The organism is Pseudoalteromonas distincta (assembly GCF_005877035.1).
In the GTDB taxonomy this organism is placed as follows: domain Bacteria; phylum Pseudomonadota; class Gammaproteobacteria; order Enterobacterales; family Alteromonadaceae; genus Pseudoalteromonas; species Pseudoalteromonas distincta.
This window is the reverse complement of sequence record NZ_CP040558.1, coordinates 780,604-805,187: the sequence shown is the minus strand read 5'-3', so window position 1 is coordinate 805,187 and position 24,584 is coordinate 780,604. Positions and strand designations below refer to the sequence as shown.

Annotated in this window: 25 protein-coding genes; 10 read left to right on the top strand and 15 right to left on the bottom strand. The window is 37.7% G+C overall.

Features of this window, described 5'->3' with window-relative positions:
- Positions 1 to 70: 70 nt before the first annotated feature.
- Together FFU37_RS03530 and FFU37_RS03525 are read right to left on the bottom strand one after the other, a co-directional pair.
- A complete protein-coding gene (locus FFU37_RS03530) occupies positions 71 to 520 on the bottom strand; it encodes a GNAT family N-acetyltransferase (RefSeq protein WP_138488730.1) in 450 nt (149 codons plus the stop codon).
- 69 nt (positions 521 to 589) lie between these two features.
- The gene (locus tag FFU37_RS03525) at positions 590 to 1,333 is read right to left on the bottom strand and encodes a sporulation protein (protein ID WP_138488729.1); all 744 of its coding nucleotides are present in this window, start codon (positions 1,331 to 1,333) and stop codon (positions 590 to 592) included.
- A 266-nt stretch (positions 1,334 to 1,599) separates the two neighbouring features.
- Between FFU37_RS03525 and FFU37_RS03520 the strand changes: the two genes are divergently transcribed.
- Both FFU37_RS03520 and FFU37_RS03515 read left to right on the top strand, forming a co-directional pair.
- Positions 1,600 to 3,174: a cation:proton antiporter domain-containing protein gene (locus FFU37_RS03520; protein WP_004335737.1), complete on the top strand. Its 1,575-nt coding sequence runs from the start codon at positions 1,600 to 1,602 to the stop codon at positions 3,172 to 3,174.
- Between the two features lie 350 nt (positions 3,175 to 3,524).
- Entirely contained in the window at positions 3,525 to 3,746 is a 222-nt protein-coding gene (locus tag FFU37_RS03515) for a DUF3820 family protein (protein WP_024606183.1), read from the top strand.
- A gap of 91 nt (positions 3,747 to 3,837) precedes the next feature.
- Here the strand turns inward: FFU37_RS03515 and FFU37_RS03510 are convergent, their stop codons facing one another.
- The 6 genes from FFU37_RS03510 to ilvY form a co-directional block, all read right to left on the bottom strand.
- Entirely contained in the window at positions 3,838 to 5,085 is a 1,248-nt protein-coding gene (locus FFU37_RS03510) for an ATP-binding protein (protein ID WP_138488728.1), read from the bottom strand.
- A 25-nt stretch (positions 5,086 to 5,110) separates the two neighbouring features.
- Complete coding sequence (locus FFU37_RS03505) at positions 5,111 to 5,803, bottom strand: response regulator (protein WP_024589922.1); 693 nt, start codon at positions 5,801 to 5,803, stop codon at positions 5,111 to 5,113.
- 14 nt (positions 5,804 to 5,817) lie between these two features.
- Entirely contained in the window at positions 5,818 to 6,198 is a 381-nt protein-coding gene (locus tag FFU37_RS03500; RefSeq protein WP_024594944.1) for a DUF3019 domain-containing protein, read from the bottom strand.
- 1 nt (position 6,199) lies between these two features.
- A complete protein-coding gene (locus FFU37_RS03495) occupies positions 6,200 to 7,012 on the bottom strand; it encodes a MipA/OmpV family protein (RefSeq protein ID WP_138488727.1) in 813 nt (270 codons plus the stop codon).
- A 401-nt stretch (positions 7,013 to 7,413) separates the two neighbouring features.
- The gene (locus FFU37_RS03490) at positions 7,414 to 8,460 is read right to left on the bottom strand and encodes a GGDEF domain-containing protein (RefSeq protein ID WP_175413886.1); all 1,047 of its coding nucleotides are present in this window, start codon (positions 8,458 to 8,460) and stop codon (positions 7,414 to 7,416) included.
- Positions 8,461 to 8,576: 116 nt separating this feature from the next.
- Positions 8,577 to 9,482, bottom strand: coding sequence for an HTH-type transcriptional activator IlvY (ilvY, locus tag FFU37_RS03485; protein ID WP_004335717.1), 906 nt, complete (start codon positions 9,480 to 9,482; stop codon positions 8,577 to 8,579).
- A 138-nt stretch (positions 9,483 to 9,620) separates the two neighbouring features.
- On the opposite strand from ilvY, the gene ilvC reads away from it, so the two are divergent.
- Positions 9,621 to 11,093, top strand: coding sequence for a ketol-acid reductoisomerase (gene ilvC / locus FFU37_RS03480; RefSeq protein WP_004335714.1), 1,473 nt, complete (start codon positions 9,621 to 9,623; stop codon positions 11,091 to 11,093).
- 192 nt (positions 11,094 to 11,285) lie between these two features.
- Positions 11,286 to 13,205 carry a methyl-accepting chemotaxis protein gene (locus FFU37_RS03475; RefSeq protein WP_138488726.1) on the top strand — a complete coding sequence of 640 codons (1,920 nt, stop codon included), beginning with the start codon at positions 11,286 to 11,288 and terminating at the stop codon, positions 13,203 to 13,205.
- Between the two features lie 94 nt (positions 13,206 to 13,299).
- On the opposite strand, the gene FFU37_RS03470 is transcribed toward FFU37_RS03475, so the two are convergent.
- Positions 13,300 to 13,629 carry a GIY-YIG nuclease family protein gene (locus FFU37_RS03470; protein ID WP_004335709.1) on the bottom strand — a complete coding sequence of 110 codons (330 nt, stop codon included), beginning with the start codon at positions 13,627 to 13,629 and terminating at the stop codon, positions 13,300 to 13,302.
- A 107-nt stretch (positions 13,630 to 13,736) separates the two neighbouring features.
- Here FFU37_RS03470 and FFU37_RS03465 point away from each other — a divergent pair, with 107 nt between their 5' ends.
- Positions 13,737 to 14,096, top strand: coding sequence for an outer membrane protein assembly factor BamE (locus FFU37_RS03465; RefSeq protein WP_004335706.1), 360 nt, complete (start codon positions 13,737 to 13,739; stop codon positions 14,094 to 14,096).
- 133 nt (positions 14,097 to 14,229) lie between these two features.
- On the opposite strand, the gene FFU37_RS03460 is transcribed toward FFU37_RS03465, so the two are convergent.
- Together FFU37_RS03460 and FFU37_RS03455 are read right to left on the bottom strand one after the other, a co-directional pair.
- Complete coding sequence (locus tag FFU37_RS03460) at positions 14,230 to 14,553, bottom strand: RnfH family protein (protein WP_138488725.1); 324 nt, start codon at positions 14,551 to 14,553, stop codon at positions 14,230 to 14,232.
- On the bottom strand, positions 14,550 to 14,990 hold the full coding sequence (locus FFU37_RS03455) for a type II toxin-antitoxin system RatA family toxin (protein ID WP_138488724.1): 441 nt from the start codon (positions 14,988 to 14,990) through the stop codon (positions 14,550 to 14,552). Before FFU37_RS03455 ends, FFU37_RS03460 begins: the two co-directional genes overlap by 4 nt.
- A gap of 147 nt (positions 14,991 to 15,137) precedes the next feature.
- Between FFU37_RS03455 and smpB the strand changes: the two genes are divergently transcribed.
- Together smpB and FFU37_RS03445 are read left to right on the top strand one after the other, a co-directional pair.
- Complete coding sequence (gene smpB, locus FFU37_RS03450) at positions 15,138 to 15,617, top strand: SsrA-binding protein SmpB (protein ID WP_004335699.1); 480 nt, start codon at positions 15,138 to 15,140, stop codon at positions 15,615 to 15,617.
- Positions 15,618 to 16,043: 426 nt separating this feature from the next.
- Positions 16,044 to 18,635 (top strand): TonB-dependent receptor, encoded by a 2,592-nt coding sequence (locus FFU37_RS03445; RefSeq protein WP_138488723.1) that lies wholly within the window; start codon positions 16,044 to 16,046, stop codon positions 18,633 to 18,635.
- 86 nt (positions 18,636 to 18,721) lie between these two features.
- On the opposite strand, the gene FFU37_RS03440 is transcribed toward FFU37_RS03445, so the two are convergent.
- Together FFU37_RS03440 and fadR are read right to left on the bottom strand one after the other, a co-directional pair.
- A complete protein-coding gene (locus FFU37_RS03440) occupies positions 18,722 to 19,327 on the bottom strand; it encodes a peroxiredoxin (RefSeq protein WP_007378637.1) in 606 nt (201 codons plus the stop codon).
- Positions 19,328 to 19,689: 362 nt separating this feature from the next.
- Positions 19,690 to 20,403: a fatty acid metabolism transcriptional regulator FadR gene (gene fadR, locus FFU37_RS03435; protein WP_004335692.1), complete on the bottom strand. Its 714-nt coding sequence runs from the start codon at positions 20,401 to 20,403 to the stop codon at positions 19,690 to 19,692.
- Between the two features lie 530 nt (positions 20,404 to 20,933).
- Between fadR and dsbB the strand changes: the two genes are divergently transcribed.
- Both dsbB and FFU37_RS03425 read left to right on the top strand, forming a co-directional pair.
- Positions 20,934 to 21,452 carry a disulfide bond formation protein DsbB gene (gene dsbB / locus FFU37_RS03430; protein ID WP_138488722.1) on the top strand — a complete coding sequence of 173 codons (519 nt, stop codon included), beginning with the start codon at positions 20,934 to 20,936 and terminating at the stop codon, positions 21,450 to 21,452.
- 1 nt (position 21,453) lies between these two features.
- Entirely contained in the window at positions 21,454 to 21,756 is a 303-nt protein-coding gene (locus FFU37_RS03425; protein WP_138488721.1) for a DUF6170 family protein, read from the top strand.
- A 24-nt stretch (positions 21,757 to 21,780) separates the two neighbouring features.
- Here the strand turns inward: FFU37_RS03425 and FFU37_RS03420 are convergent, their stop codons facing one another.
- Positions 21,781 to 22,077 (bottom strand): ComEA family DNA-binding protein, encoded by a 297-nt coding sequence (locus tag FFU37_RS03420; protein WP_039484552.1) that lies wholly within the window; start codon positions 22,075 to 22,077, stop codon positions 21,781 to 21,783.
- Between the two features lie 314 nt (positions 22,078 to 22,391).
- On the opposite strand from FFU37_RS03420, the gene FFU37_RS03415 reads away from it, so the two are divergent.
- A complete protein-coding gene (locus FFU37_RS03415) occupies positions 22,392 to 22,709 on the top strand; it encodes a YebG family protein (protein ID WP_004335683.1) in 318 nt (105 codons plus the stop codon).
- Between the two features lie 274 nt (positions 22,710 to 22,983).
- Here the strand turns inward: FFU37_RS03415 and putP are convergent, their stop codons facing one another.
- A complete protein-coding gene (gene putP / locus FFU37_RS03410) occupies positions 22,984 to 24,459 on the bottom strand; it encodes a sodium/proline symporter PutP (protein WP_024595350.1) in 1,476 nt (491 codons plus the stop codon).
- Positions 24,460 to 24,584 lie beyond the last annotated feature (125 nt).

Genomic DNA, 24,584 nt, shown 5'->3' with positions numbered 1-24,584 from the left:
TTAGCCTTAAAATAGTTTTAAATAAAATAGCCCACAGTAGTGGGCTTTTTTATAGCTGCTTAAATTGGATTTATTGAGTGAGTTTTAAAATCATATCTTGATGAGGTATACCGTCTTCTAGATATTCACTTTTGTAATCTTCAAAGCCAAAGGAGCGGTAAAAATCAAGTAAGTAGGTTTGTGCGCCAATATAAATATCTCGTTCAGGCCACCGCTCTTTACAGCACTCTATAGCTTTACTTACAAGTAAAGTGGCGTCGCCTTTGCCACGCGCGCTTTTACTTACCAGCACGCGTCCTATTGCGCTGTATTGCTCATTTTTTTCATAGCATCGCGCATAAGTGTGTAGCCGCCCATTGTCTAGTGTATATAAATGCTGTGTATTTAAATCAATATCTACATCATCAAGTTCAGGGTAAGGACACGCCTGCTCTACAACAAATACGTCTACACGTCCTCGCATAATAGTAAAAAGAGTATGCGCATCTAAAGCTTTAAACGGTTCACATTTAAATTGCATTTTAAATCCTATAAACAATAAACCCAGCCTAGGCCGGGTTTAATAAAAATATTCACTTGTTAGTTTATATTAAGCAAATAAGCGCTCTAGTTGGTCGCACAACTGCGATAAATTCACGTGGTCATGCTCTATTGTCAAATCTACATAACCATCGCCTCTAAAAGCCCTGTCTAGCTCTATAAGCACATGTGTTTTATGTGCCTCTGGTACAAATGACAACTCAATCTCTTGAATGCCAAATAAACTACGGCTATTTGGTTTATATTCAAGTTCCTGATAACAGCCCGATAACGATTGAAATGTTGAAGCGCGCAAATGGCCTTTTTCTACATCAGCCTTCATTAAGCTAAAACCTAGCTTTTCCATCGCCTGCATGCACGTTTTAACAGCTTCATTAGGGTAAATATGTAAATGGTCTTTATCGCTCGGATCAAGTGCTAAATCAATATCTAAACCTGTTTCAAGCCACACATGAGATTGATTGTAACCTGCATTAATTTCTGTAATAGGTGTTTCAGAATGAAGACGTGCTTCAAAAGGGATACTTTTAACTTCGCCCGGCTCAATTGTACCTATATCTGTAATTCGCCATTGGTCAATCACATGATTGGTAAAAAAATCGCCATCATCACCTGCCACTTTAACACGGGTCATAAGTAATAAATCTAAGCCTGCAATATCTTGGCTAACATCACCTGCGGTAATGACTATTTGTGCATTAAAAAGCTGACCAGGTTGAAGGTGTTCAGTCTCTAAAACAGTATCTACTTTTGCAGCACCAATACCTACCGACGCTAAAATCTTTTTAAACATATATTTCTCCTTAAGCTGAGCGGTTCTATTATTTGCTCATGCTTAAACTTCTTCGTTATCGCATCTTAACCATATTTAAAAGCCAATGTCAGTGAAAAAATGTTATTTACATACTATTTACGATTAAATATATGTTTGATGCGCATTTTTTATACACAGCTAGGCAAGTATTTGATTAGACGCGTTCATTTTTAGGTCTATTTTTATTTTCAATGGTATAAATTTTTCGTTACACTGCAACCCCAAATGAAGTGATATTAAGAATTATGGAACTAATCTATTTTGCCGCCGCGTTTGTGTGTGGTTTTGCTGTTTATCAGTTAAAGCTGCCTCCTCTTATTGGATTTTTATTAGCAGGTTTTGCTTTAAACTTATCGGGTTATAAAAGTACAGAGTTGCTCGATACAATAGCAGCACTTGGCGTAACCCTTCTTCTTTTTAGTATTGGTTTAAAGCTAAAGGTAAACAGTTTAATTAAACCCCAAGTGTGGGCGCCTGCAACATTGCATATTATTTTTAGCAGCGCGCTTTTTAGTGGCTTTATGTTATTGCTTGGTGTTTTCGCTATTCCACTGTTTATTGATTTAAGTTGGCAAAGTGCTTTATTAGTTGGGTTTGCGCTTAGCTTTTCAAGTACTGTCTTTGCAGTAAAAGTGCTTGAAGAGCGCGGAGAAATGGCAAGCCTACACGGTAAAATAGCCATTGGTATACTAGTCATGCAAGATATCTTTGCTGTTATCTTTTTAGCGATTAGTACAGGTAAAATTCCAAATGTATGGGCAATTGCATTAATAATTGCTCTGCCTTTATTACGACCTGTCATGTATGGCGTATTAAATCGCTCTAAACATGGTGAACTATTACCACTATTTGGTTTTTTCTTTGCTTTAGTTGCTGGTTATCATGCATTTGAATTTGCAGGATTAAAAGGCGACCTAGGCGCACTCATAATTGGGATGATGTTTGCACCACATAAAAAAGCAGGAGAACTATCAAAATCTCTGCTTAATTTAAAAGACATATTATTAGTCGGTTTTTTCTTAAGTATTGGCTTGAGCGCAGAGCTAACCACTAGCTCATTAATCGTCGCCATTATACTTGTTTTAGTTTTACCTATTAAAATAGCGCTTTATTACGTGTTCACAAATATATTCAAACTACGCGCGCGTACATCATTACTTACCGCCTTTAGTTTATCTAACTACAGTGAATTTGGGTTAATTGTATGTGCAGTAGCGGCTAGCACAGGCATGATCACTTCAGAGTGGCTGGCCGTAATGGCAATTGCTGTTTCTATTACCTTTGTAATTGCCTCGCCGTTAAATAAGCGCTCAAATGAGCTATACGTAAAAATAGAGCACTGGCTATTAAAGTTTGAAAGCAAAACTCGTTTAGCTGAAGAGCTACCCGTTAACCTAAACGATACTAAAATAGTCATTTTTGGTATGGGACGTATTGGTACTGGTGCTTATGAAACAATCAACGCGACTCACCCAAATGTTGTTGCAGGCATAGATATAAAACCTGAAGTGGTAGATAAACACGTTAACAGAGGCCGCAACGTATTAATTGCTGATGCAACAGATCCTGACTTTTGGCAACGAGTAAATCATTCGCAAGTAGAAATGGTCATGCTTGCAATGCCAAAGCATATGCAAAATATTTTTGCGCTAGAGCAACTACAAGCCTCAGGTTATAAAGGCCAAGTAACAGCTATTGCAAACTACCCTGATCAACAAAAAGAGCTAGAAGAAATGGGTGTTCATTCTACTTATAACTTTTACTTAGAGGCAGGTAGTGGTTTTGCTGAGCACGTTAAACAAGAGCTATTTAACGAATAATCACTTTTTATAACGTCTATAAATAACAAAGCCTTAAAATCATTAAGGCTTTGTTATTAGTTTTTAAATGAAAAGCAATTCTATTTACATTCCTTTACAAGCCATTTCACCACGACCATAAAAAACAGGTAGACTATCCATGTTGGTTAAATAAAAACCCATGTTCTAATAATAACTTAATTAGATCCCAGCTAATTAAAGTTCAACTAGGTTTATATTAATCAACAAAAAATTATTAAAACAGAGGGCCTACTCTCTCGCAAAATAGGCTGTTTCTTGCCCGTCACAGCCTATTTTATATTTCTAAAATCCCTTACACTTACGCAGACTTTAAAACCTAAGTAACTCTTATGGATCCAAAACAATTAAAAATAGCTGTAAATACAACGATGCCTTTTGGGAAATATGCTGGGCGCCCTTTATTACTACTACCAGAACCTTATTTGGTGTGGTTCAAACAGCAGGGATTTCCTGACTCAAAACTTGGTAGCCAACTAGCGATGATGTATGAGGTTAAACTAAATGGCCTTGAGCAAATGTTAATGCCATTACTTGAAAAAAATAAAAAATAATTGAGAACTTTTTTAAATACTTGCGGTCTATTATATTGCTACTTGTTGATTTTGGTTTTTAACCGCAAAAAAAGCGCCTTAGGCGCTTTTTTTATGTCTTAAGTTTGAGAGGTAAATATACAATAAATTTAGCACCACCTAAGCTTGAGCTTTCTGCTTTACACTCTCCTTGGTGCCACGACACAATTTTAGCAACTATAGCAAGCCCTAAACCAAAGCCACCAGTGTCCTTGCCTCTACTTTTATCTAATCGAGTAAAAGGCTTAAATACGTTTTCTCGCTCAACGGGGTCAATTCCTTCACCATCATCTTCAACAATCAATACGATGTGAGTTGCCTCTTGTAGCAATGAAATTTTGACTTGTTGATGAGTGTATTTGAGCGCATTGCCAATTAAATTTTGAAATACTCGCGCCATAAAGTGGCTATCACAGTAGTAATTTAAATGCTCAGGGAGGTTTATAGAGAGCGTTGTTCTAGCTTCAAAATTTAGCTTTTCAACAGTGGTTTTTACCAGCCCAGCTAAATCGCAGTTTATTGGCTGTAAACTTGGTTGTTGAGAGTCTAATCGCGCGTATTCAAGCATTTCAGAGACTAGTGACTCAAGCTCACTAATATCTGTTTGCATATTGGTTAGGTATTTTTCGCCTTTTTCATCAAGCATTTGCTCTTGTAACATTACAATTGCAAATTTTAAACGTGCTAATGGCGTTCTAAATTCATGTGATACGGATGAGGTAAGCTCTTGCTGTGCACTAAGCAAAAACTCAATACGTTGCTGCATTACTTTTAGTGTATCAGTTATAGGTAAAAAGAAAGACTTAGAAGAGTCATTTAGTTGAAAGTCTTGCAAACCCTCTACCGCTTCACACGCTTTACGTAGCTTTGCAAAGTCACGCCATAGTAAAAAGCTCCACAGCCCAACTGGTATACCTACAATAATAAGTAGTAATAAATACGGCCAAACAGAAGATGATTGCTGCGTTAATACACCTACCGGTCCTACTTGAAGTAATGAATCATTACCGAGATCTACATACCAAACAATGCGTTGTTGCTTATCATACAAATATAAGTAGTGGTTTTGATTTAGCTGCGATTGTTGTTTTTGAGGGAGTATTAAATCACGTCGTTCAATCACTTTACTTTCAAAGTTATGCTTTAGCTTTTTAAGACCATTTGGGGTTTGTGAAAGCAACCAGAGTGATTGCCCAAACTCATCGTCTAAGAAGACCTGCTGCTGTGACTCTTCATAGGGCCACAGCTGCTCAATAACACCACTTACAACAAATAATGAAACAATGATATATAAGTATAAGCTGGTAAACAGTTTTCCCATTACAGCCGATTAACCTTAAATAGTTCTAGAGATCCCACGCATCAGAAACAAATAAATAGCCTTGTCCCCATACAGTTTTTATACGATACGGCTTATCACTATTATCGCCTAATTTTTTACGAATTCGAGATACACGTACATCCACAGTTCTATCAAGTCCGTCGTATTGGCGGCCAATCATATGTTGGTGCACATGCTCTCTGCTTAGTACTTCACCCGCATTTGATGCTAGTAGCCATAGTAGTTCAAACTCGTGCGAAGTTAATACAATCTCTGAATCACTTAGTTTTACAATACGGCTTGTTTTATCGATGACTAAATCACCAAACTGCAGTTCTTCACTAGACTTTACTATTGGTTGCCCACGTCGTAGTAATGCATTGATCCGCGCTAGTAATACACGCGGCTCTGCTGGTTTTATTACATAATCATCAGCACCAAGTTCTAAACCGAGCACTTGGTCGAAGTCCTCACCTTTAGCAGTCAACATTAAAATTGGTAGAGTAAATTTATCTCTTACTTGGCGGCAAACGCTAAAGCCATCTTTACCTGGCAGCATAACGTCTAGAATCATTAAATCGGGTGTATTGTTTTCTAGGTAATTAAACACTTCGTCACCACGCTCTAACACTTCGACTTCAAGGCCATTATGTTCAAGGTAATCTTTTGTTAGCTGTTGTAAACCTAGATCATCTTCAACAAGTAAAATTTTTGGCATTAGTTGCTCCTAAATTAAAAAAAGCTCCACGGAGAGCGAAGCCTACGCCTATTTTTTTTAGCATGGGCGCTTTGTACTTCAACCTGTGTTTTTGCTATTAACACACCCGTATGAGGATTGATTAAGGAGTATATGGTCTCCACCTGAACACGCGCTTTATAATTAAATTGCCCAGAACGCTGCTGCTGCCAGCATTGAAGTAGTTGTTCTTGTTGATACAAACAGACATCACTATAGGTGTTTAATAGCCATTTAAACTGTAAATCAAGATCGCAAAAATCCTGCTGTTCGGAAACCACGCAGACTTTAGGAGAAACACTAAAAACAGGGGTTTGTGCCACACTAAAACCACTAAAAAAAGTGGTAATAAACACAACTAATATTGAATACTTCATATTAAAAAGTACGATCGAATCCTATAAATGCAGTCATTGAATAAGTACGTTCAAAGAGCGGACTGCCATCCATAGCCGAATAGTCGTAATATGCTACATGAAAACGAAGAGAGTCAGCCTTACTCAGTGGCCAACGGGCGTCGATTTTAGCATAAGGTTGCCAACTACTACCAACGTCTATTTTGCCAAATTGAGTTTCACCCTCATTAAGTCCATAAAAATAGCTATTTAGTTCCGCAGATTTATAGTTTATTCCAAGTGTTGGCTTTATTTTAAGCTTTCCTAGCACAGTATGATATTGCCACTGCAATGCACCGCGTACACCTCGATAAACATCGGTTATATCATGCAGAGCCTGAACTGAAAAAACATGGTCCTCATTTACATAGTGATATGCAATACCCGCATCCAAGGCAATTTGCCGTTTATGCAAATTATCAATATCAGCGTAGCGAGAGGACGAGGCTTCATTTTGCAGTACAAACTGATTATTAAGTGCACTACTTTGCAATGCAAATACATTTTTAGGGTGCCAGTCTATAAAAAAGCGAGATTCAGAGTTGAGTTCACTAACTAGATTAAAGTGATGCTTTGAGGATTGTGAAAATGAATAGCCAAGGCGGCCATTATCAAAAAACCATTGCTCTGCATAAAACGCAATTTGTGGAATAAGCACAAGCGGAATATTATCTCCACCATGCAAAGGGTTGGTTATAACTCCAGCCCCAACGCTTAAACTCAAATGCAGACGATCGGTTGTTATATCTTGCTCTGTATAATCGTCAGCATGCTTGCTTGCCTGTGTTGCTTGCACCGAAAGGCAAGCAAACAAAGTGCTAAAACATAGAGCTGTTAATAAGGAGAAGGAATACCGCATCAGCGTACATCAAAGAATTAAATTAAGTAAGTTCCCCATACTAGCAAGGTCTTTTTAAACTAGCTCTAGCTGGTTACAATTATTCACAATTTGTATACACAAATGTTAACTTTTATATTTTTGAAGTGACAAATCCTTCAAATTAGTTATGTGCGTTGGCTAAGCTAGTAGTACTTTGAGAAACTTTGGAAAAGAGGAATAACCTGGCAAATGCTTTAATTCAAATAAAATCCGCAGGAAGCCAACTCTAACAACTTTATTTTATTAACCTTACAGCCTACTAGGTTACCAAAGTTAATAGCGGCTTTAGCCGTAATAAATCATGCATCTGATGCTTATTAAATATCAGGGGCTATTTCTATTCGGTTTCGGCCATGTGTTTTTGCGATATATAAGGCTCTATCTGCACGCTCAACTAAAACTGAGCTATTAGTAAATGGACGTAAAATAGCTAAACCAAAACTTGCAGAAATAGCACGTTTAGCTGTTACATCATGCTTTTTACGAATCGCTAATTTCGCAATAGCTAAACGTATACAATCGGCAAACGCTATTATATCGTTAATAGTGTCAAAATAAGCTGTTATACAAAACTCTTCGCCACCGTATCTATATATATTTGCTGTTTCAGTTGTATTTTCTCTCACTTTTTTGGCAACTAACCTCAATACTTCGTCACCCTTTTGATGACCAAAGTCATCGTTAAAACGTTTAAAGTGATCAATATCAAACATAATTAGTACGGCAAGAGAATCTTCCTGTGCTTTCTCTGAGTATTCAAAACAAAATTTTACGATATCTGAATCAAACTTACCTCGGTTATAAAACCCCGTAAGCGTGTCGGTATCCGCTGCTTCTTTTGAAATATTAAGTGCTTCTTTTAAATCTTTTATTTCGTTGTAAGCAACAGCTAACTTAGTTTGAAATTCTCTAGCATAATCCTGCATAGCAATAGAATCGTCGGTTAAGCGCTCTACACAACCTAATATTTCATTATAAGAATTTACATCAGCAAGCATATTTAATTCATTTTGTGAATCAACTAAACTTGTTGTAAAGCTTTTGGAATGCTCAAGCGTGGTGCTTATATCTTGCTGGACTTGCTCCATGGTTGTATGGAACTTTTCAGTCATTTCTTGAAAAAAAGCCAGATCGTCTTGCGTTAAATGCTTATCAAAAATTTCTTTTGCTTTGTCTTGTGAGCATGTTTGTTGCTCAGCAATAACATGGTCTAATTCAGCATTTAATGAAGGATTACTCCCTTGAATGTAACAGTACCAAATTGCATAGTTGATAGGCGTAACCGGCATGCGGTATTTTACCATCAAAGGAATCGCCTTTTTAAGGCATTGAGCAGAATGAGCAAGTGATACGGCGTGGTTCATAAATAAACTCTCAAGCGTCATTGTTTTTATTATTAGCACTCAATGTTAAGTAATAGTAAACTCATACGCAACCTATATTAATACTATTTAACTAATTTGCTTGCTCTGTGTGCATATTAAATTGCTTTTGCTTCTAAAGTTTGCGCTATATTCCACAACGCACTGATTGCAGGGTCATTTAACTCTTTTCTTAATACCGCCAAACCGATATCAAACCCTTCAGGTGCTTGCATTTTTGGTGTTAGGATTTGTACCTTATCTTGCAGCGGGCTGTTATCTAGCACTATTTTAGGGACCATTGCGACGCCTAGCCCTAAGCTCACCATAGATACCATTGCTTCATGTCCTGCAACTTGGGCGTAGATTTTTCCGTGAATATTATTTTTGCGCCACCAGTGCTCTAACCTTTGGCGAGAAAAACCTTGTTCTGGGACAATAAACTCTAAATCAGACCAATTAATACCATCACTATTTTGTGTAAGCTTTTGTGTGATCGGACATTGAATTTTTGGGCCAATTAATAAAAGTGGTGAGTGCCCAATATCAACAAAGGCAATTTGCGACGGTAATTTATTAGGCTTAGCTGCAATTGCCATTAATTCGTGGCCATCTAGGACACGATTTATAGCAAGTGCTGGGTCACCGGTATTTAATGTTATTTCTATGTACTGATGCTGCGCACGAAGTTGTTCTAATATTTGATGTAAAAAACTATAAGATGCAGTTACAGAACAATAAATACTTACTTTGCCGTAAATATGCTGTTGTGGGTCTTTTACATTCGTTTTAAAACGTTGCCAATTAGCAAGCGTTGCCGTTGCGTAATCAATAAAGGACTCCCCCTCACGCGTTAATTTAACGCTTCGGTTATCGCGGATAAACAATGCCACTCCAACTTCTTCTTCCAAGTGTTTTATATTTCGGCTCAAAGTGGGTGCGCTTATGTGGCAAAGCTCACTTGCGCGCCCAAAGTGAAGTGTTTTAGCCAACGCTAAAAAGTAGTTTAAGTGCTTATGTTCCATCCAACCCCCTGTATTTCATATTATGAAACACTTTAATTCAAATATATCATTTTACGCAAGCAACGATTTTACATATGGTGTTTGTAAGCGCAGTAAACATTGCGCATCTAACAAACATGACTTTATAGGACACTAACAATGGCGAATTATTTCAATACCTTACCTTTACGCGAGCAATTAGCGCAATTAGCGCAATGTGAATTTATGGACGCAGGCGAATTTGCCGATGGCGTTGATGCACTTAAAGGTAAAAAACTAGTTATTGTAGGCTGTGGCGCACAAGGTTTAAACCAAGGCTTAAACTTACGTGACTCTGGTTTAGATGTTTCTTACACATTACGCGCATCAGCTATTTCTGAGCGTCGCCAATCATTTTTGAACGCATCTGAAAACGGCTTTACTGTTGGCACTTACGAAGAACTAATCCCCACAGCTGATGTAGTACTTAATTTAACACCAGATAAGCAACATACTGCTGTAGTAAGTGCAATTATGCCGCTTATGAAAAAAGGCTCTACACTTGCCTACTCTCATGGCTTTAATATTGTTGAAGAAGGCATGCAAGTACGTGAAGACATTACTGTAATCATGGTTGCGCCTAAGTGTCCTGGTTCTGAAGTACGTGAAGAATACAAACGCGGTTTTGGTGTACCAACTCTAATTGCTGTTCACCCAGAAAATGACCCTCAAGGTCATGGTTTAGCACAAGCTAAAGCGTATGCAGCAGGGACTGGCGGACACCGTGCTGGTGTACTTAAATCATCATTTATTGCTGAAGTTAAGTCAGACCTAATGGGCGAGCAAACCATTTTATGTGGCATGTTACAAACTGGCTCTATTTTATGTTTTGATAAAATGATAGAAAAAGGCGTTGATGCGGGTTATGCATCAAAGCTAATTCAATACGGCTGGGAAGTAATTACCGAGGCACTTAAGTACGGCGGCGTTACAAACATGCTTGACCGCCTTTCAAACCCTGCAAAAGTAAAAGCGTTCGAACTAAGCGAAGAGCTAAAACTAATTATGCGCCCGCTTTATAATAAGCATCAAGATGACATCATCGACGGCACTTTCTCACGCACTATGATGGAAGACTGGAATAACGATGACGTAAACTTACTTAAATGGCGCGCTGAAACAGCAGAGACTAACTTTGAAAAGACCCCTGCTGGCGATGTAGAAATCTCAGAACAGGAATTTTTTGATAACGGTATTTTAATGGTAGCAATGGTAAAAGCAGGTGTTGAACTTGCTTTTGAAACCATGACAGCAGCCGGTATTATTGAAGAGTCAGCTTACTACGAGTCTTTACATGAAACGCCATTAATTGCTAATACTATTGCACGCAAAAAGCTTTTTGAAATGAACCGTACAATTTCTGACACTGCAGAGTATGGATGTTACCTATATAACCATGCATGTTTACCATTACTTGCAGATTTTATGAAAAAAATTGATACAGATGTTATTGGTAAAGGCCTTGGCGAGCACAGTAACCAAGTTGATAACCAAACATTAATTCAAATTAACGCCGCCCTTCGTGAACACCCAGTTGAAAAAGTAGGTGCTAAATTACGTGGCTACATGTCAGCAATGAAAAAGATTGTTTAACCCTAAACGATAAATGTTTCGCTTGTTAGAAACCAAGCCCATATGCTTTGCTTATGGGCTTTTTTATGCATATTCATAAAACTTTAACCATAACACGCTACCTTCTATTCATTTCACAGTAGGCAATATCTAGCTCTAAATAAATAATGTGCTAGTATAGTCCTCTACTCAGTTGTAAAATTAATTAATATCATGACGATACAAAACCTTTCTATTACTCAAAAAATCACAGCTTTAGGCAGTGTTATTGCTATATGCGTAGCGACACTGATTGGCTTGACCTCTTTATACAGCTCTAAAGACATAATTGAGCAACGTATGATCGAGTCAGAGCTACCTAGTAAACTGCAAACAATCAGTAATCATATAGGCGGTGAAATTAATGAGTTACTTGGTGCTGCTCAGCAACTATCATCAAACGAATTTGTTTTACAATGGGCTCAATCAAACAACCAAGACGACACCTTATTATTAAAAGAATTAAACCGTGTTGCCCAGCAATACGATTTAGCAACAGCATCTTGGGCAAATAGAGACACTGCACAGTATTGGAACCAAAATGGTTTTTTGCGTGTGTTAAAAAATGATGCAGCCGATGGCTGGTTCTTTGCTTTTAAGCAATCAAAACAACCTTATTCTATCAGTATTTATCAAGAGTCAGCCAATGATGTGAAAATGTTTGTAAATCATCAGCAGGCTAATGGTACTGGTTTAGCAGGTCTTGCAAAAAGCATCACTGATATGCAAAAGCTATTACAGCAATTTAAAATTGAGCAGACAGGTTTTGTATTTATTGCAGATAAAAATGGATTAATTCAACTTCATAAAGATGCCAATAAAGTAGCAAAAGCAAATATTGACGATTTATATACTGCAAATATCCACAACCAACTATTTAATAGTAATGGCTTTGCACTAGAAGAAATTAACTTAAATGGCGAACCTACTCTTATAGCTGCAACCCCAATTAAAAACACTGACTTATATGTTGTAGCTCAAGTACCAAAAAGTGAAGTATTCGCAAGTGTAAACACCCTACAATGGCAAATATTTACTTTTACAGTAATCACCGCGTTAGTTGCTAGCTTGATTAGTTACTTACTTGCTCGCTCTCTTTCATCTCCACTTTCTAAAATGGCTGAGTTATTTTCACGCTTAGGTTCTGGCGATGCAAACTTAGCGTACCGCTTACCAGAATCAAGCCAACCAGAGCTCAACAATCTAAGTAATGGCTTTAACCAGTTTATAAATAAAATAGAAACAGCTATTACTCAAGTTGCCAGTGAAAGCCACGATATTCGCCAAAGTTCTGATCATGTATTTGAACAGGCAAAACGAAACTCGCAAGCAATTGATAATCAAAAAGAGCAAACAATATCTGTCGCAGCAGCTATCAACGAAATGGGTGCTACAGTGCAAGAAATAGCACAAAGCGCAGCGAATACAGCTAAGTTAACCGATAACAGCCGTGAGAACACCATTCAAAGCCACAAACAAGTATTACAAAGCCAGGCAACTATATCAGCCCTAGCTAGCGATATTGATGGCATAACAGAGCAAGTTACTTTGCTTTCTAAAAAAACGGTTGATATAGCAAGTATTGTGGATTCAATTAGAGGGATATCGGATCAGACTAATCTACTTGCTTTAAACGCGGCAATTGAATCTGCTCGCGCAGGTGAGCACGGTCGAGGCTTTGCTGTTGTTGCTGATGAAGTACGCGCTCTGGCAAACCGTACATCGCAATCAACCACCGAAATTCAGTCTATGATTGAAGAGCTTACAAGAATATCTGATGATGTAGTTAACGATATTAGCCAATCAAAAGATAAAGCGCAGCAAAGCGTTGGAGCCATGCAAAGCTCAGTAGAATTACTCGATGCGATAGCCGAAACAGCTAATCAAATAAACGATATGGCTACGCTTATTGCAACTGCAACTGAGCAGCAAAGTAATGTGGTTGCTGATGTAGGTCGTAACATAGAGCAAATAAGTGAAATTAGCGATAAAGCAATGAGCGAGCAAATCAATACAGAGCAAGCTATTCGTGACTTGGCAAACAGCGCTCAAACACTCGATGCACTTGTCGCTACCTTTGAAAAACATCGCTAAGCAGCTATAACTGCTATATTTCCTTTGTGAGCAAAAGCTATATTAAAAGCTAGCTTTTGCCCACAGCGAATACGGTTTAATCTAAGTAAATTAACTAAATGATTTTAGTGTCGCCGGTATTAAATGCTAAAACGTATGCTTCTTTTTTGGCTCTAGAAAGCTTTTTTAATTGATACTCAAGTTTACTTGCTTCACTTTTATTACCAACTTGTTGTTGATGGATAAGTAAAAGCGGCCCTTTCCCTCTAAGGTTTTTGGCCCCTTTGCCGGCTTGATGAGTTGCAAAGCGTTTTTCAACATTAGTCGTGATCCCTGTGTACCAATGACCAAATCGTGTCTCAACTATGTATAAAAACCAAGTAGACTCCGTTTTTAAAATATTCGTTTCGATGTGCTGTAAACTTTTTTCATTATTAATGGTCAAAACATTACCTTAACGCCCTTAACATAAAACAATTGCTTAAAAGGGTTTTACCTTCAGTGACTAATCGGTATCATGCAGATTATAAAAAATAAGGATCACAACTAACAATGCAGTCGTTAAAAACTTTTTCTCTTTGGCTTATCGTTGCTTTAACACTTAGCTCAGCAGCAGGTTGCTCTAGCTGGGTATACCGAATTAACATCCCCCAAGGCAATTTTTTAGAGCAATCGGATGTTGAAAAACTTCGTGTAAATATGACTCGAGAGCAAGTTGTTTACGTATTAGGCAGACCTATTGCTGAGGACGCCTTTGATAACAATACTTGGCGTTATATTTACAGCTTTAATAAGGGCCGTAAAAACGAGCAAAATAAAGAGTTAGTAATTAACTTTGAAAATGAAAAGTTAGTTTCAATCTCAGGTGATTATGACCAACCTGAAAACTTTACTACACCGCTCGAGCAATAAATTTCTCAAGTGGTAAAAAAAGGTGAGCATGGCTCACCTTTTTTATTGGTTTATTTAAAAGCTTTTACCATTTTAAACAACGTTAGCGTGTGATTTAATCCGTTAAATTTTTCCACGTTTATACCGATTTGCGTTACTTTTCGAGTGGGCGGCCACCCGTTATTTTATTTGCACGCCCCTCTTCTTTAGCTTTTTCTGCACGCTTTCTACGCGCATCTTTAGGGTCTGCAATTAATGGGCGATATATTTCTATACGGTCACCGTCTTTTAATTCATAGTTAGCTTTTACAGTTCGATTCCACACACCTAACGTTAGCGATGTAGCATCTATCTCAGGGCACTTTTGTATAATACCTGACTGAATAACAGCTTGCTCGACTGTAGTCCCTAGTGGCACTTCAATTGATAAACACGTGGCCGTGGTCGGCAACGCAAATACCACCTCAACATTAATCATGCTCTCGCTCCATAAACCTGTTTTGCACGTTGAGTAAATGCACTCACCATATTTTTTGCTACATCATTAAAAATCTTTCCAAAGGCAAGCTCTATTAACTTACTTGAAAATTCAAACTCTAGGTGCAAATGAACTTTACATGCTTTGGCGTCAAGCTCTTGAAAATGCCAGCGCCCTTTTAACGTCTTAAATGGTCCATCAACAAGGCTTAGCAACACTGTTTGCTCATCAACAAAGGTGTTTTCGGTGGTAAACCACTTTTTTATACCCGCCTTAGATATTTCTAAACTCGCGGTCATGTTATTATCATGCTGTGAAACAATTTTTGAGTCTGAGCAATTTGGTAAAAACTGCGAATAAGCTTCTACATCATTAACTAGATCAAACATCTCTTTAGTGCTGTACATAACCAGCGCACTTTTTTCTATTTGTGGCATACTCACTCCCAACTGTGTGGGCGAATTTTAGCAAGCTTTGCGCGTTTCCCCAAATTTTCATGCTGCTTAAGTTAAAGCTTAATTTTTAAAAGCATTATTAAAAAAATCGATGTAAAACATCTCACATTACGTATATTATAGGGCACTATGGCTAAGAAAAATTCATCAAAATCGACAAGTAATACCATCGCGCTAAACAAAAAAGCGCGACATGAGTATTTTTTACACGATAAGTTTGAAGCAGGTGTTGAACTACAAGGCTGGGAAGTAAAAAGTATCCGAGCAGGTAAGGTAAACATCACCGAAACTTATATTCATCTTAAAAATGGCGAAGCATTCTTGCTTGGCGCGCAAATCCAGCCACTTAATAGTGCATCAACCCATGTAATTTGCGATCCGTTGCGTTATCGTAAGTTACTATTAAGCAGACGCGAACTTGACCGTCTACTCGGTGCAACAGAGCGAGATGGCTATTCATTAATAGCTACAGCTATGTACTGGAAAAAATGTTGGGTGAAACTTGAATTTCATCTAGCAAAAGGTAAAAAGTTGCACGATAAACGTGACGACGGGAAAAATAAAGATTGGTCTCGCGAAAAAGAACGTTTAATGAAACACAAAGTATAAGTACAGCGCCTAACTAACAAGTTAGGCGTTTTTTTTATTAAAAAGCCAACTATTATTTGTTTTATTAATATACAATAAGATTACTATTCATTCAGAATATACATGTAAATAATTTATTACAATTTTATTGTGAATTAATTAATTTAATTATTACTCGCATTTAGGCTGTATTTGTTATTTCCAAAATAAAGCATGTGCGCCTATTTCAACCTCCTTCAGCGCATAACATCTGCTTTAAAATCATCCAAAAACATACAAAAAACCATACTAAAATCACATTTCAGTCTAATTGCTAACACTTAAGTTACATGATATTAATGTCGTCGCTTGTTATATCAATCCGCTTAAATATGGGATTTATTTAACAATTTAAAAAGGATTGGTATAGAGCAACTAAATTTATAACATATCAACAAGGACTTAAGGATGAAGCAATCAATTGCATTTACACCTAGCTTAATTGCAGGTGCTACAATCGCACTTTCAGCAGGTTTTACAACAACAACTTACGCTGCTGAAGAAGCTAAAAAAGTAGAGCGCATTGAAGTAACTGGCTCACGAATCAAACGTTCAGATATCGAAGGACCTTCTCCGGTTCAATCAATCGCAAGAGCTGATATTGAGAACATGGGTTATGACAACCTACAACAACTCCTCGAAAGAATGCCTGTCGCGGGTAGCGGTACTTTCTCAACACGTGGTAACAACCAAGATTCAACTGCAAATGGTTCTGCTGCTGTTAGTTTACGTGGCTTAGGTGCTGATGCTACGCTGGTACTCATCAATGGCCGTCGTGTCTCTATTAGTGCATTTGCCGAAGGTATCACAAACTCATTTGTAGATATTAACAGTATCCCAGTTTCTGCCATTGAGCGAATCGATATACTAAAAGATGGTGCTTCAGCTATCTACGGCTCAGACGCAGTGGCGGGTGTTGTAAACGTTATCTTGAAAAAAGACATTGACGGTGTTGAAGTTAATTTGGGCTACGGTGGTACTGATGGTCCCAATTATGAAGAAACAACAGCAAGTTTAGTATGGGGTACTACTAGCGAGAAAAGTAGCGCGTCAGTTATTATCGATTACTTCAAAAATACATCTCTTTCTTCTGATGAAATGGGCAGCTTAGGTACAGCAAATCAATCACCTTATGGTGGTGAAGATTTTCGCTCATCTCGTGGCTTCCCTGGATATTTTTATGTAGACGGTGTTAAAACAATTGATCCGGCTTGTCCTGCTGAAAATGCAACTTCAAGCGGCAGTTGTTTATTTGATTACGGCCCTTACGGTTATATCGCACCAGCGTCTGAACGCGTGGGTGCTATTTCTCAATTTGAATATAACTTTGATAATGGCATTACGGGCTTTTTAGAAATGGCAGTACAGCACAATACGTCTGTTGCAGCCGGAGCCCCTACTCCACTTGATGAAGATGCAGGCTTAACTGTCCCAGCTAGCCACCCTAACAATCCATTTGGTGAAGACATTCAAATTGGTCGTTACCGTACAGTTGATGCTGGCGCACGCCAATGGGATATTGAATCAGATACTCTTCGCTTTGTTGCAGGGCTTAGAGGTGAGTTTAATGACTGGAGCTGGGAAACCGCTGTACAAAAAGGCCGAAGTAAATCTCTGCAAACAGGTGATAGAACACAAGGTTGGGTGCGTACTGATTTCTTACAACAAGAAATTGATGCAGGAAACTACAATCCATTTGGTGGCACAAACAACGACCCTGCTGTAATTGATCGTATTACAACAAGTTTAGTGCGTCGTGGTGAGTCTCACATGACTTCCTTTGATGCAAACATTACAGGCGAAGCATTTAGTTTTGGCGATGATGTAGTAATGATGGCTGCAGGTATTGAGTACCGTGAAGAAGACGTTAATGACATTCCTGATGATCAATTTCAACGTGGTTTAATATTTGGCACAGAGTCTGTATCTGCATCTGCAGATCGTGAACAATACGCTGCCTATGTCGAGTTTTCTATCCCTCTTGCTGATAATTTAGAGCTACAACTTGCTGGCCGTTACGATGACTACAGTGACTTCGGTACAACAACAAACCCTAAAGTAGCTCTTCGCTGGGCGCCTACTGATGAAATCACAGTGCGTGGCTCTTGGGCACAAGGCTTTAGAGCGCCTTCTTTGGCACAAGTTGGTTTAGGTCCATCTCAAGAAAGCCAATTCTTTGTAGATACATACCGATGTGAAGCAACGGGCCTTGATTGTGATGCACTTGATTACAACATTGAATTTGCTGGTAACCCTGACCTTGAAGCTGAAGAATCAGAATCATGGAATGTCGGCTTTATTTGGGCGCCTTCTGCTGAGTTTGGTTTGAGTGTCGATGTGTGGAGCATCACTCAAGATAACAAAATTGATGAGCAAGAGTTTGGTCCAATTTATAACTCTGAGTGTAATAACCAAGATAGTACTGTATGTGTGCGCTTAACACCTACAGGTGGCGATAGCTTAGGAACAATTCAAAAAATTTACAGCACATTTGAAAACGTTTCTTCGCAAGAAGTATCTGGGGTTGATGTTTCAGCTAACTACAATCACTCACTTGATGACTTAGGTTTATTGAAATTTAATTTAGAATGGGCATACCAAGATAAATTTGAAAAAGATGGCCGCGATTACACCGGTGAGTATGGCTATCCAGAGCACCGCTGGATTTTCTCTACAAACTGGGAAATTGGCGAGTTTAATACAAACGTAAACATCAGTTATGTAGGTGAGTTTGAAGATACCCCAGATATTGATTTTGACGGTAATTTAGACTTTGATAGCAATACATCACGTATGATTGATTCGCAAACATTGGTAGATTTACAAACATCTTATCGTGTTACTGACTCAACTAAAGTATCGTTAGGTGTAAATAACTTATTTGATGAAGAGCCACCATTTGCAATTGGTGATGGCGACGCTGATCTATACGGTTATGCTTCAGGTGTACACAACCCTAGAGGCCGATACTTTTACACTAAAGTTAGCTTCTCGTTTTAACTTTGCGAGCTTATTTTAAAGTGAGCTAACGCTACAAATAAAAAACCGCCAATTGGCGGTTTTTTTATTTAAAACTAAGGGCTAAATTATAGCTCGCCTTCGTTTTCTGATAAGAACTTAGCAACGCCTTCAGGGCTTGCGTCCATACCTTTTTTACCTTCAGTCCAACCAGCAGGACATACTTCACCGTGCTCAGTGTGGAACGCTAGCGCGTCAACCATGCGAAGCATTTCGTCGATGTTACGACCTAGTGGTAAATCGTTCACTACTTGATGGCGTACGTTACCTTCTTCATCAATTAAGAAAGAACCACGGAACGCAACACCCGCTTCTGGATGCTCAACGTCGTATGCTTTACAAATTTCGTGTTTAACGTCTGCAACTAGTGCGTATTGAACTTTACCAATACCGCCGTCTGCAACAGCAGTGTTACGCCATGCGTTATGTGAGAATTGTGAATCGATAGAAACACCAATTACTTCTACGCCACGCTTTTGAAACTCTTCAAAACGCTTATCAAATGCAATAAGTTCAGAAGGACATACAAACGTGAAATCTAGTGGGTAAAAGAAGATAACTGCTTTTTTACCTTTAATTGTTTCATGAAGGTTATAGCTATCTACAATTTCACCGTTACCAAGAACAGCTGCAGCGGTAAAGTCTGGTGCCTGGCGGCCTACTAATACACCCATTTTATTCTCCAAATATTTTGAGTTTGTTTTCAATTGCTTTCGCAATGCTGGTACTTATATGGGCGCTAAAAATTAAAAACCAATAGCGCATACATATAATTAATTGGCATTCTAAAGTTATTCACCACAAAAGAACAATCGCATTTAACGATGTGAGCAATCGAAAATAACGAACACTTGCAACTTGCACTAATCTGCTTAAATAATAGGTCTATTTTAAAGGGTAAGTTGCGTTGTAACTAAGTAGAAATTTTAAAAATATCGAAGTGGTTTATACATTAAACTTTTTAGAATTTCATATACGGTGACGCTAAATTTTACAGATATAAAAAAACCTGCAAATGCAGGTTTCTCGCTTAGACTTAGTCCATTATATCTGAGGGCATATCACCACGGATTTTTTGCCAAATCTCACCCGTTTGATGACCATATTTACGCATCATAGAAATAGCACCATCATGCTCTTTATTTTCTGCCAAAATGGTTAAATCTTTATAAAACTGACGAGCAAGTTCACGAGTTCCGGCATCAGAGAAGTAATGACAACCAATCTTTGAATAAAAGCCTCTAAAACCATTAAGTATTAATACATAAATACGGTTATTACCCGCAACGGCTAATTCGTGATGCACTTTATAATCATAGTCAGCAAATGCTTGAGCGGTGTCTTCTAGCTCATGGCTTTGTGATAAAATTTCAATTACGCGTTCAGGATTTAACTTAATTGCAGCACGTGTATAAATAGCACTAATATTAGTACGTGCAGATAAAAGCTGATCTGTCAGCTCTGGCATCTTGTCTTCATCTAAGCGCGCTAATGTTTCAAGAATGTTTAAGCCAGACGTTTCCCAAAAGTTATTTACTTTTGTAGGTTTACCATGCTGAATTGTTAGCCAACCATCACGTGCTAAACGCTGTAATACTTCTCTCAAGGTTGTTCTTGTAACACCAATTAACTCTGAAAGTTCTCGCTCGGCAGGTAAAATTGAACCTGGAGGGAAATCGCCGTTCCAAATGGACTCAACTATATATTCTTCAGCAAATCCTGCTGGGCTTTTCGCTTTAAAAATTCTCATCCAGTTCCCACTCGAATTAATCAACACTCATCGTTTTACACGAATAACTGACTGATTGTACCAGACGAAGCACAACTAACAAGTAAAGTAATATATATTAATAAAGCAAATGGGTAGAAATTTAAAATTAATAAATAATTAAATTTGGGTTTCTCTAATTTAGCTACAATGCATGAATATCTAGAGTAATATTCATTGTAGGTACATTGTTATTATGGAGATATTTTTATTTACGCAGCGCCCGAGCTTAATTAACTTATCCCGCACTTGCCATAAGAAAAAGTACAAAAAAGTGCAACCATAAAAAATTCTTTATATGATGCATCACCTTGGTATAAGTAAGCAATATAACTGAGCTTATGTATCGATGGGGAAATAATAGAACGTCATTTAACCTTTGCTAAGGCTGAATTGAGTAGTCATTAATTTCATCTTATAAAAAGCGACTTCGGTAGCTTTTTTTTCCTTTTTGTTGCTGCATACTTTATCCTACGTCATAATCTAACGTCCTATTAAAACGCGGAATTTTTATGAACTGGCTTGCACAATTACCTACCCAACGAACCCCGTGGCTTTTATTTACAGCTATCGTTTTTTTGCTTGAAGTTACCGCTCTTTTCTTTCAATACAAAATGGGGTTAGCGCCTTGCATAATGTGTATATATCAACGCACAGCAGTATTGGGTTTGTTAGGCGCAGGGATTGTAGGCTCGAGTAAACCACAAAGTAAAACTGTGCGTATGATAGCGTATGTTATTTGGGGGATATCGAGTGTTTGGGGATACTTAATTGCTCGCGAACATATTGATATGCAAACCACCACAGACCCTTTTGCATTTAGCTGCGAGTTTGAACCAAATTTCCCATCATTTATGCCACTACATGAATGGATACCTAGCTTTTTTCAAGCTACCGGGGATTGTGGAAATATAGATTGGCAGTTTGTTGGCATGAGCATGCCTGCTTGGATGGAAGTGATATTTGGGATTTTCTCACTAACGCTATTTATTATAATTATTGCCCGTTTATTAATTAAAAAGTCGATTTGATATGTTTACATTTTTTTCAAGCCAATTAGCCCAGCTTAAGCATTTAAAAGTACGCCAGCGTCAAGACGTAATTGCGCTTGCATTAAGTAAGCTATCGCCAACTGATAAAGTTCTATTGCGTATTATAAAGTTGCTATTACTTAGCCCACTATTTTTAATATTCACTGTATTTAAAGGTTGGATATTAATACCATTTTTGATACTTGGCGGATTGTGCTATCCACTATTAACTACACCTATTGAAATTAACTTTGCTAAAAAGCACTTAAGCGATGCACTAAAAGAATTTAATCAGGGCACCTAGCACCCTGATTACTATTTAGAAATATTAAAGTGAAAGTTTCCCCTCTAATTTAGCTAAAAGTTTTTTGCCAATCCCTTTAACTTGCGATAAATCACTAACGCTTTTAAATTCGCCATTTTCTTCACGATAATCCACAATTGCCTGCGCTTTTTTCTTACCTATACCTGGTAACTTAGCAAGCATCTCTGTATCAGCATTATTTATACTAATTGCCTCAGCTTGAGGCATTTGCTTAGTTACTTCTGATAATTGTGCGTACGCGGTAGTCGCGGGTAGTAAACATAATAAACTTATGATGAGTAAATTTTTTAACGTTTTCATTAAACTTGCCCTTATTCTTCTTTTCTTAATTTTGAGTATTGCTCAGGAAATCAATAAATAAGGAACTGTAAAGTTCATCACTTAAAGTGTACCTAAACGCATTATCACTATAATCCGAAATCCTGAAAATGCAGCTGGTACAACAAAGTGATTGCTTAACTAAAGTAAAGTTACCGTTTTTTGTCAAATTTAAGACACCTAAAAATTAATACTTCGCGCTTGCAAATTTACTTACAAACCATTACTGTACATAAAAACAGTAATCTAATGGTTTTTTAAAAACCACGGTGCCAAGCAATTTTGCAGGAGAAATCATGGCTGTTGTTGTTAAATATGTTGTAGAACGAAACGGAGTCGAGCGTATGACGTTTACTACCAAAAAAGAAGCGGATGCTTATGACAAGATGCTCGATATAGCAGAATCACTTGAGCTGATGCTAGAAAAGGTAGACGTACCGCTTAGTGAGCAACAAATTGAATCACTTGCTTTAGAAATAGCGAAAAGCAAAGATGATTTTATGACCATATTAAAAGGTGGCAAAGATCCAGCTGTTACCAAAGCGCCAGCAAAAAGTAAAAAGTCAGATAACGTTGCATCAATTGAAGATAACAACGATAAAAAAGTAAGTTAATTCATAGAATGTTCCCTCCTCGGACGGGACAAACTAAATAAAAAAGGGAGCAACTAAGTTGCTCCCTTTTTTTATTATACCAATTCGCTTAATTAAGTGATCTCTTTGAGGGTGGAAAAACGTGTTGGTAGCTAGGCAAAAATTCGATATTTAGTTATTCTAAATGAGAATTTTTTAACACCGATAGCAACACGTTTAGCCCCGCAAAATGATTAAGTATTATTGCGGATTGGTATTAATTACTACTCATTTTAAAATAAATAGTAATTGCTAATTAAAGCTCTTTTTCTACTTCATCAAATAAAGCAGTGATGTTTTGCTCAGGCTCTTTTGTTACTAAGCTAACAACAATTGCAATACTTGCTAAAATAAAGCCAGGTACTATTTCGTACATAAAGCTACTTAAGCTTTCACCATTGATAGTAAATGGTCCATATATCCAAATTAGCACAGTAAATGCGCCTACTAACATACCAGCTAACGCACCAGCAAAGTTCATGCGTTTCCAATAAAGGCTAAACAATACAAGTGGTCCAAACGCAGCACCAAAGCCAGCCCACGCATTACTTACTAGGTCTAAAATAGAGCTATCTCTGTCGTAAGCTAAATAAATAGCGAACATAGCAACTACGGCAACACTTATACGGCCAACAGCAACTAGCTCTTTATCACTGGCATCTTTACGTAAGAATGTTTTATAGAAATCTTCTGTTAATGAACTTGAACTAACCAATAATTGAGATGAGATAGTACTCATAATCGCAGCCAAAATTGCAGCAAGTAAAAAGCCAGCAATAAGTGGGTGGAACAGCAATTCAGAAAGAATTAAGAAAATTGTTTCAGGGTCTTCAACTACAATGTTGTTCTCATAAGTATAAGCTGCACCAAATATACCAGTACCAACAGCACCAATGGCAGCAACAATCATCCATGTCATACCAATACGGCGTGCTTTAGGCATATCTTTAACACTACGTACCGACATAAAACGAACAATGATATGTGGTTGGCCAAAATAACCTAAACCCCAAGCCATTGCAGAAATAATACCTAATGCAGAACCTGCACCAATCCAGTTAAGCATATCTGGATTTACGCTATGTAAAGTTGATTCTAAAGGTTGTTCAAGCAAAGAGTATGCAACCGTTGGTACTAGAATAAGTGCAATGAACATAATACAACCTTGCACAAAGTCAGTTAAGCTTACAGCTAAAAAACCACCAAACAAGGTATATAAAACAACTACGCCCGTTGTAATGTATAAACCCATCTCATAAGTTAAACCAAATGAGCTTTCAAACAATTTACCACCAGCGACAACACCAGATGAAGTATAAAGAGTAAAGAAAACAATAATTACCACAGCTGATACAACTCGTAATAGGTTGGATTTATCATTGAAGCGATTTGAAAAGTAATCTGGGATGGTTATAGAGTCATTTGCTTTTTCAGTGTAAACACGTAATCTCGGTGCAACTAACAGATAGTTTAACCAAGCACCAATCACCAAGCCAATTGCTATCCATGTACTACTAAAACCAGTAACAAACATCGCACCAGGTAGGCCCATTAAAATCCAGCCACTCATATCAGATGCACCTGCAGACAGTGCAGCTACACTTGGAGATAGATTTCGTCCACCTAACATGTAACCAGATACATCGTCAGTAGATTGCTTATATGCATATAGTCCGATACCTAACATTACAATAAAATATAATGCTAGTGAAATAATCATTCCTGTTTCCAAATTAGCCTCCGCATAATTATTAATAATAGGCTTTAATCCAAATAATGACTCTTAAAATTTTATAGTTAAGACACTATTGGGGTAAAAACCATTCTCGCTGACTATATCATGCTTGATAATAAAAT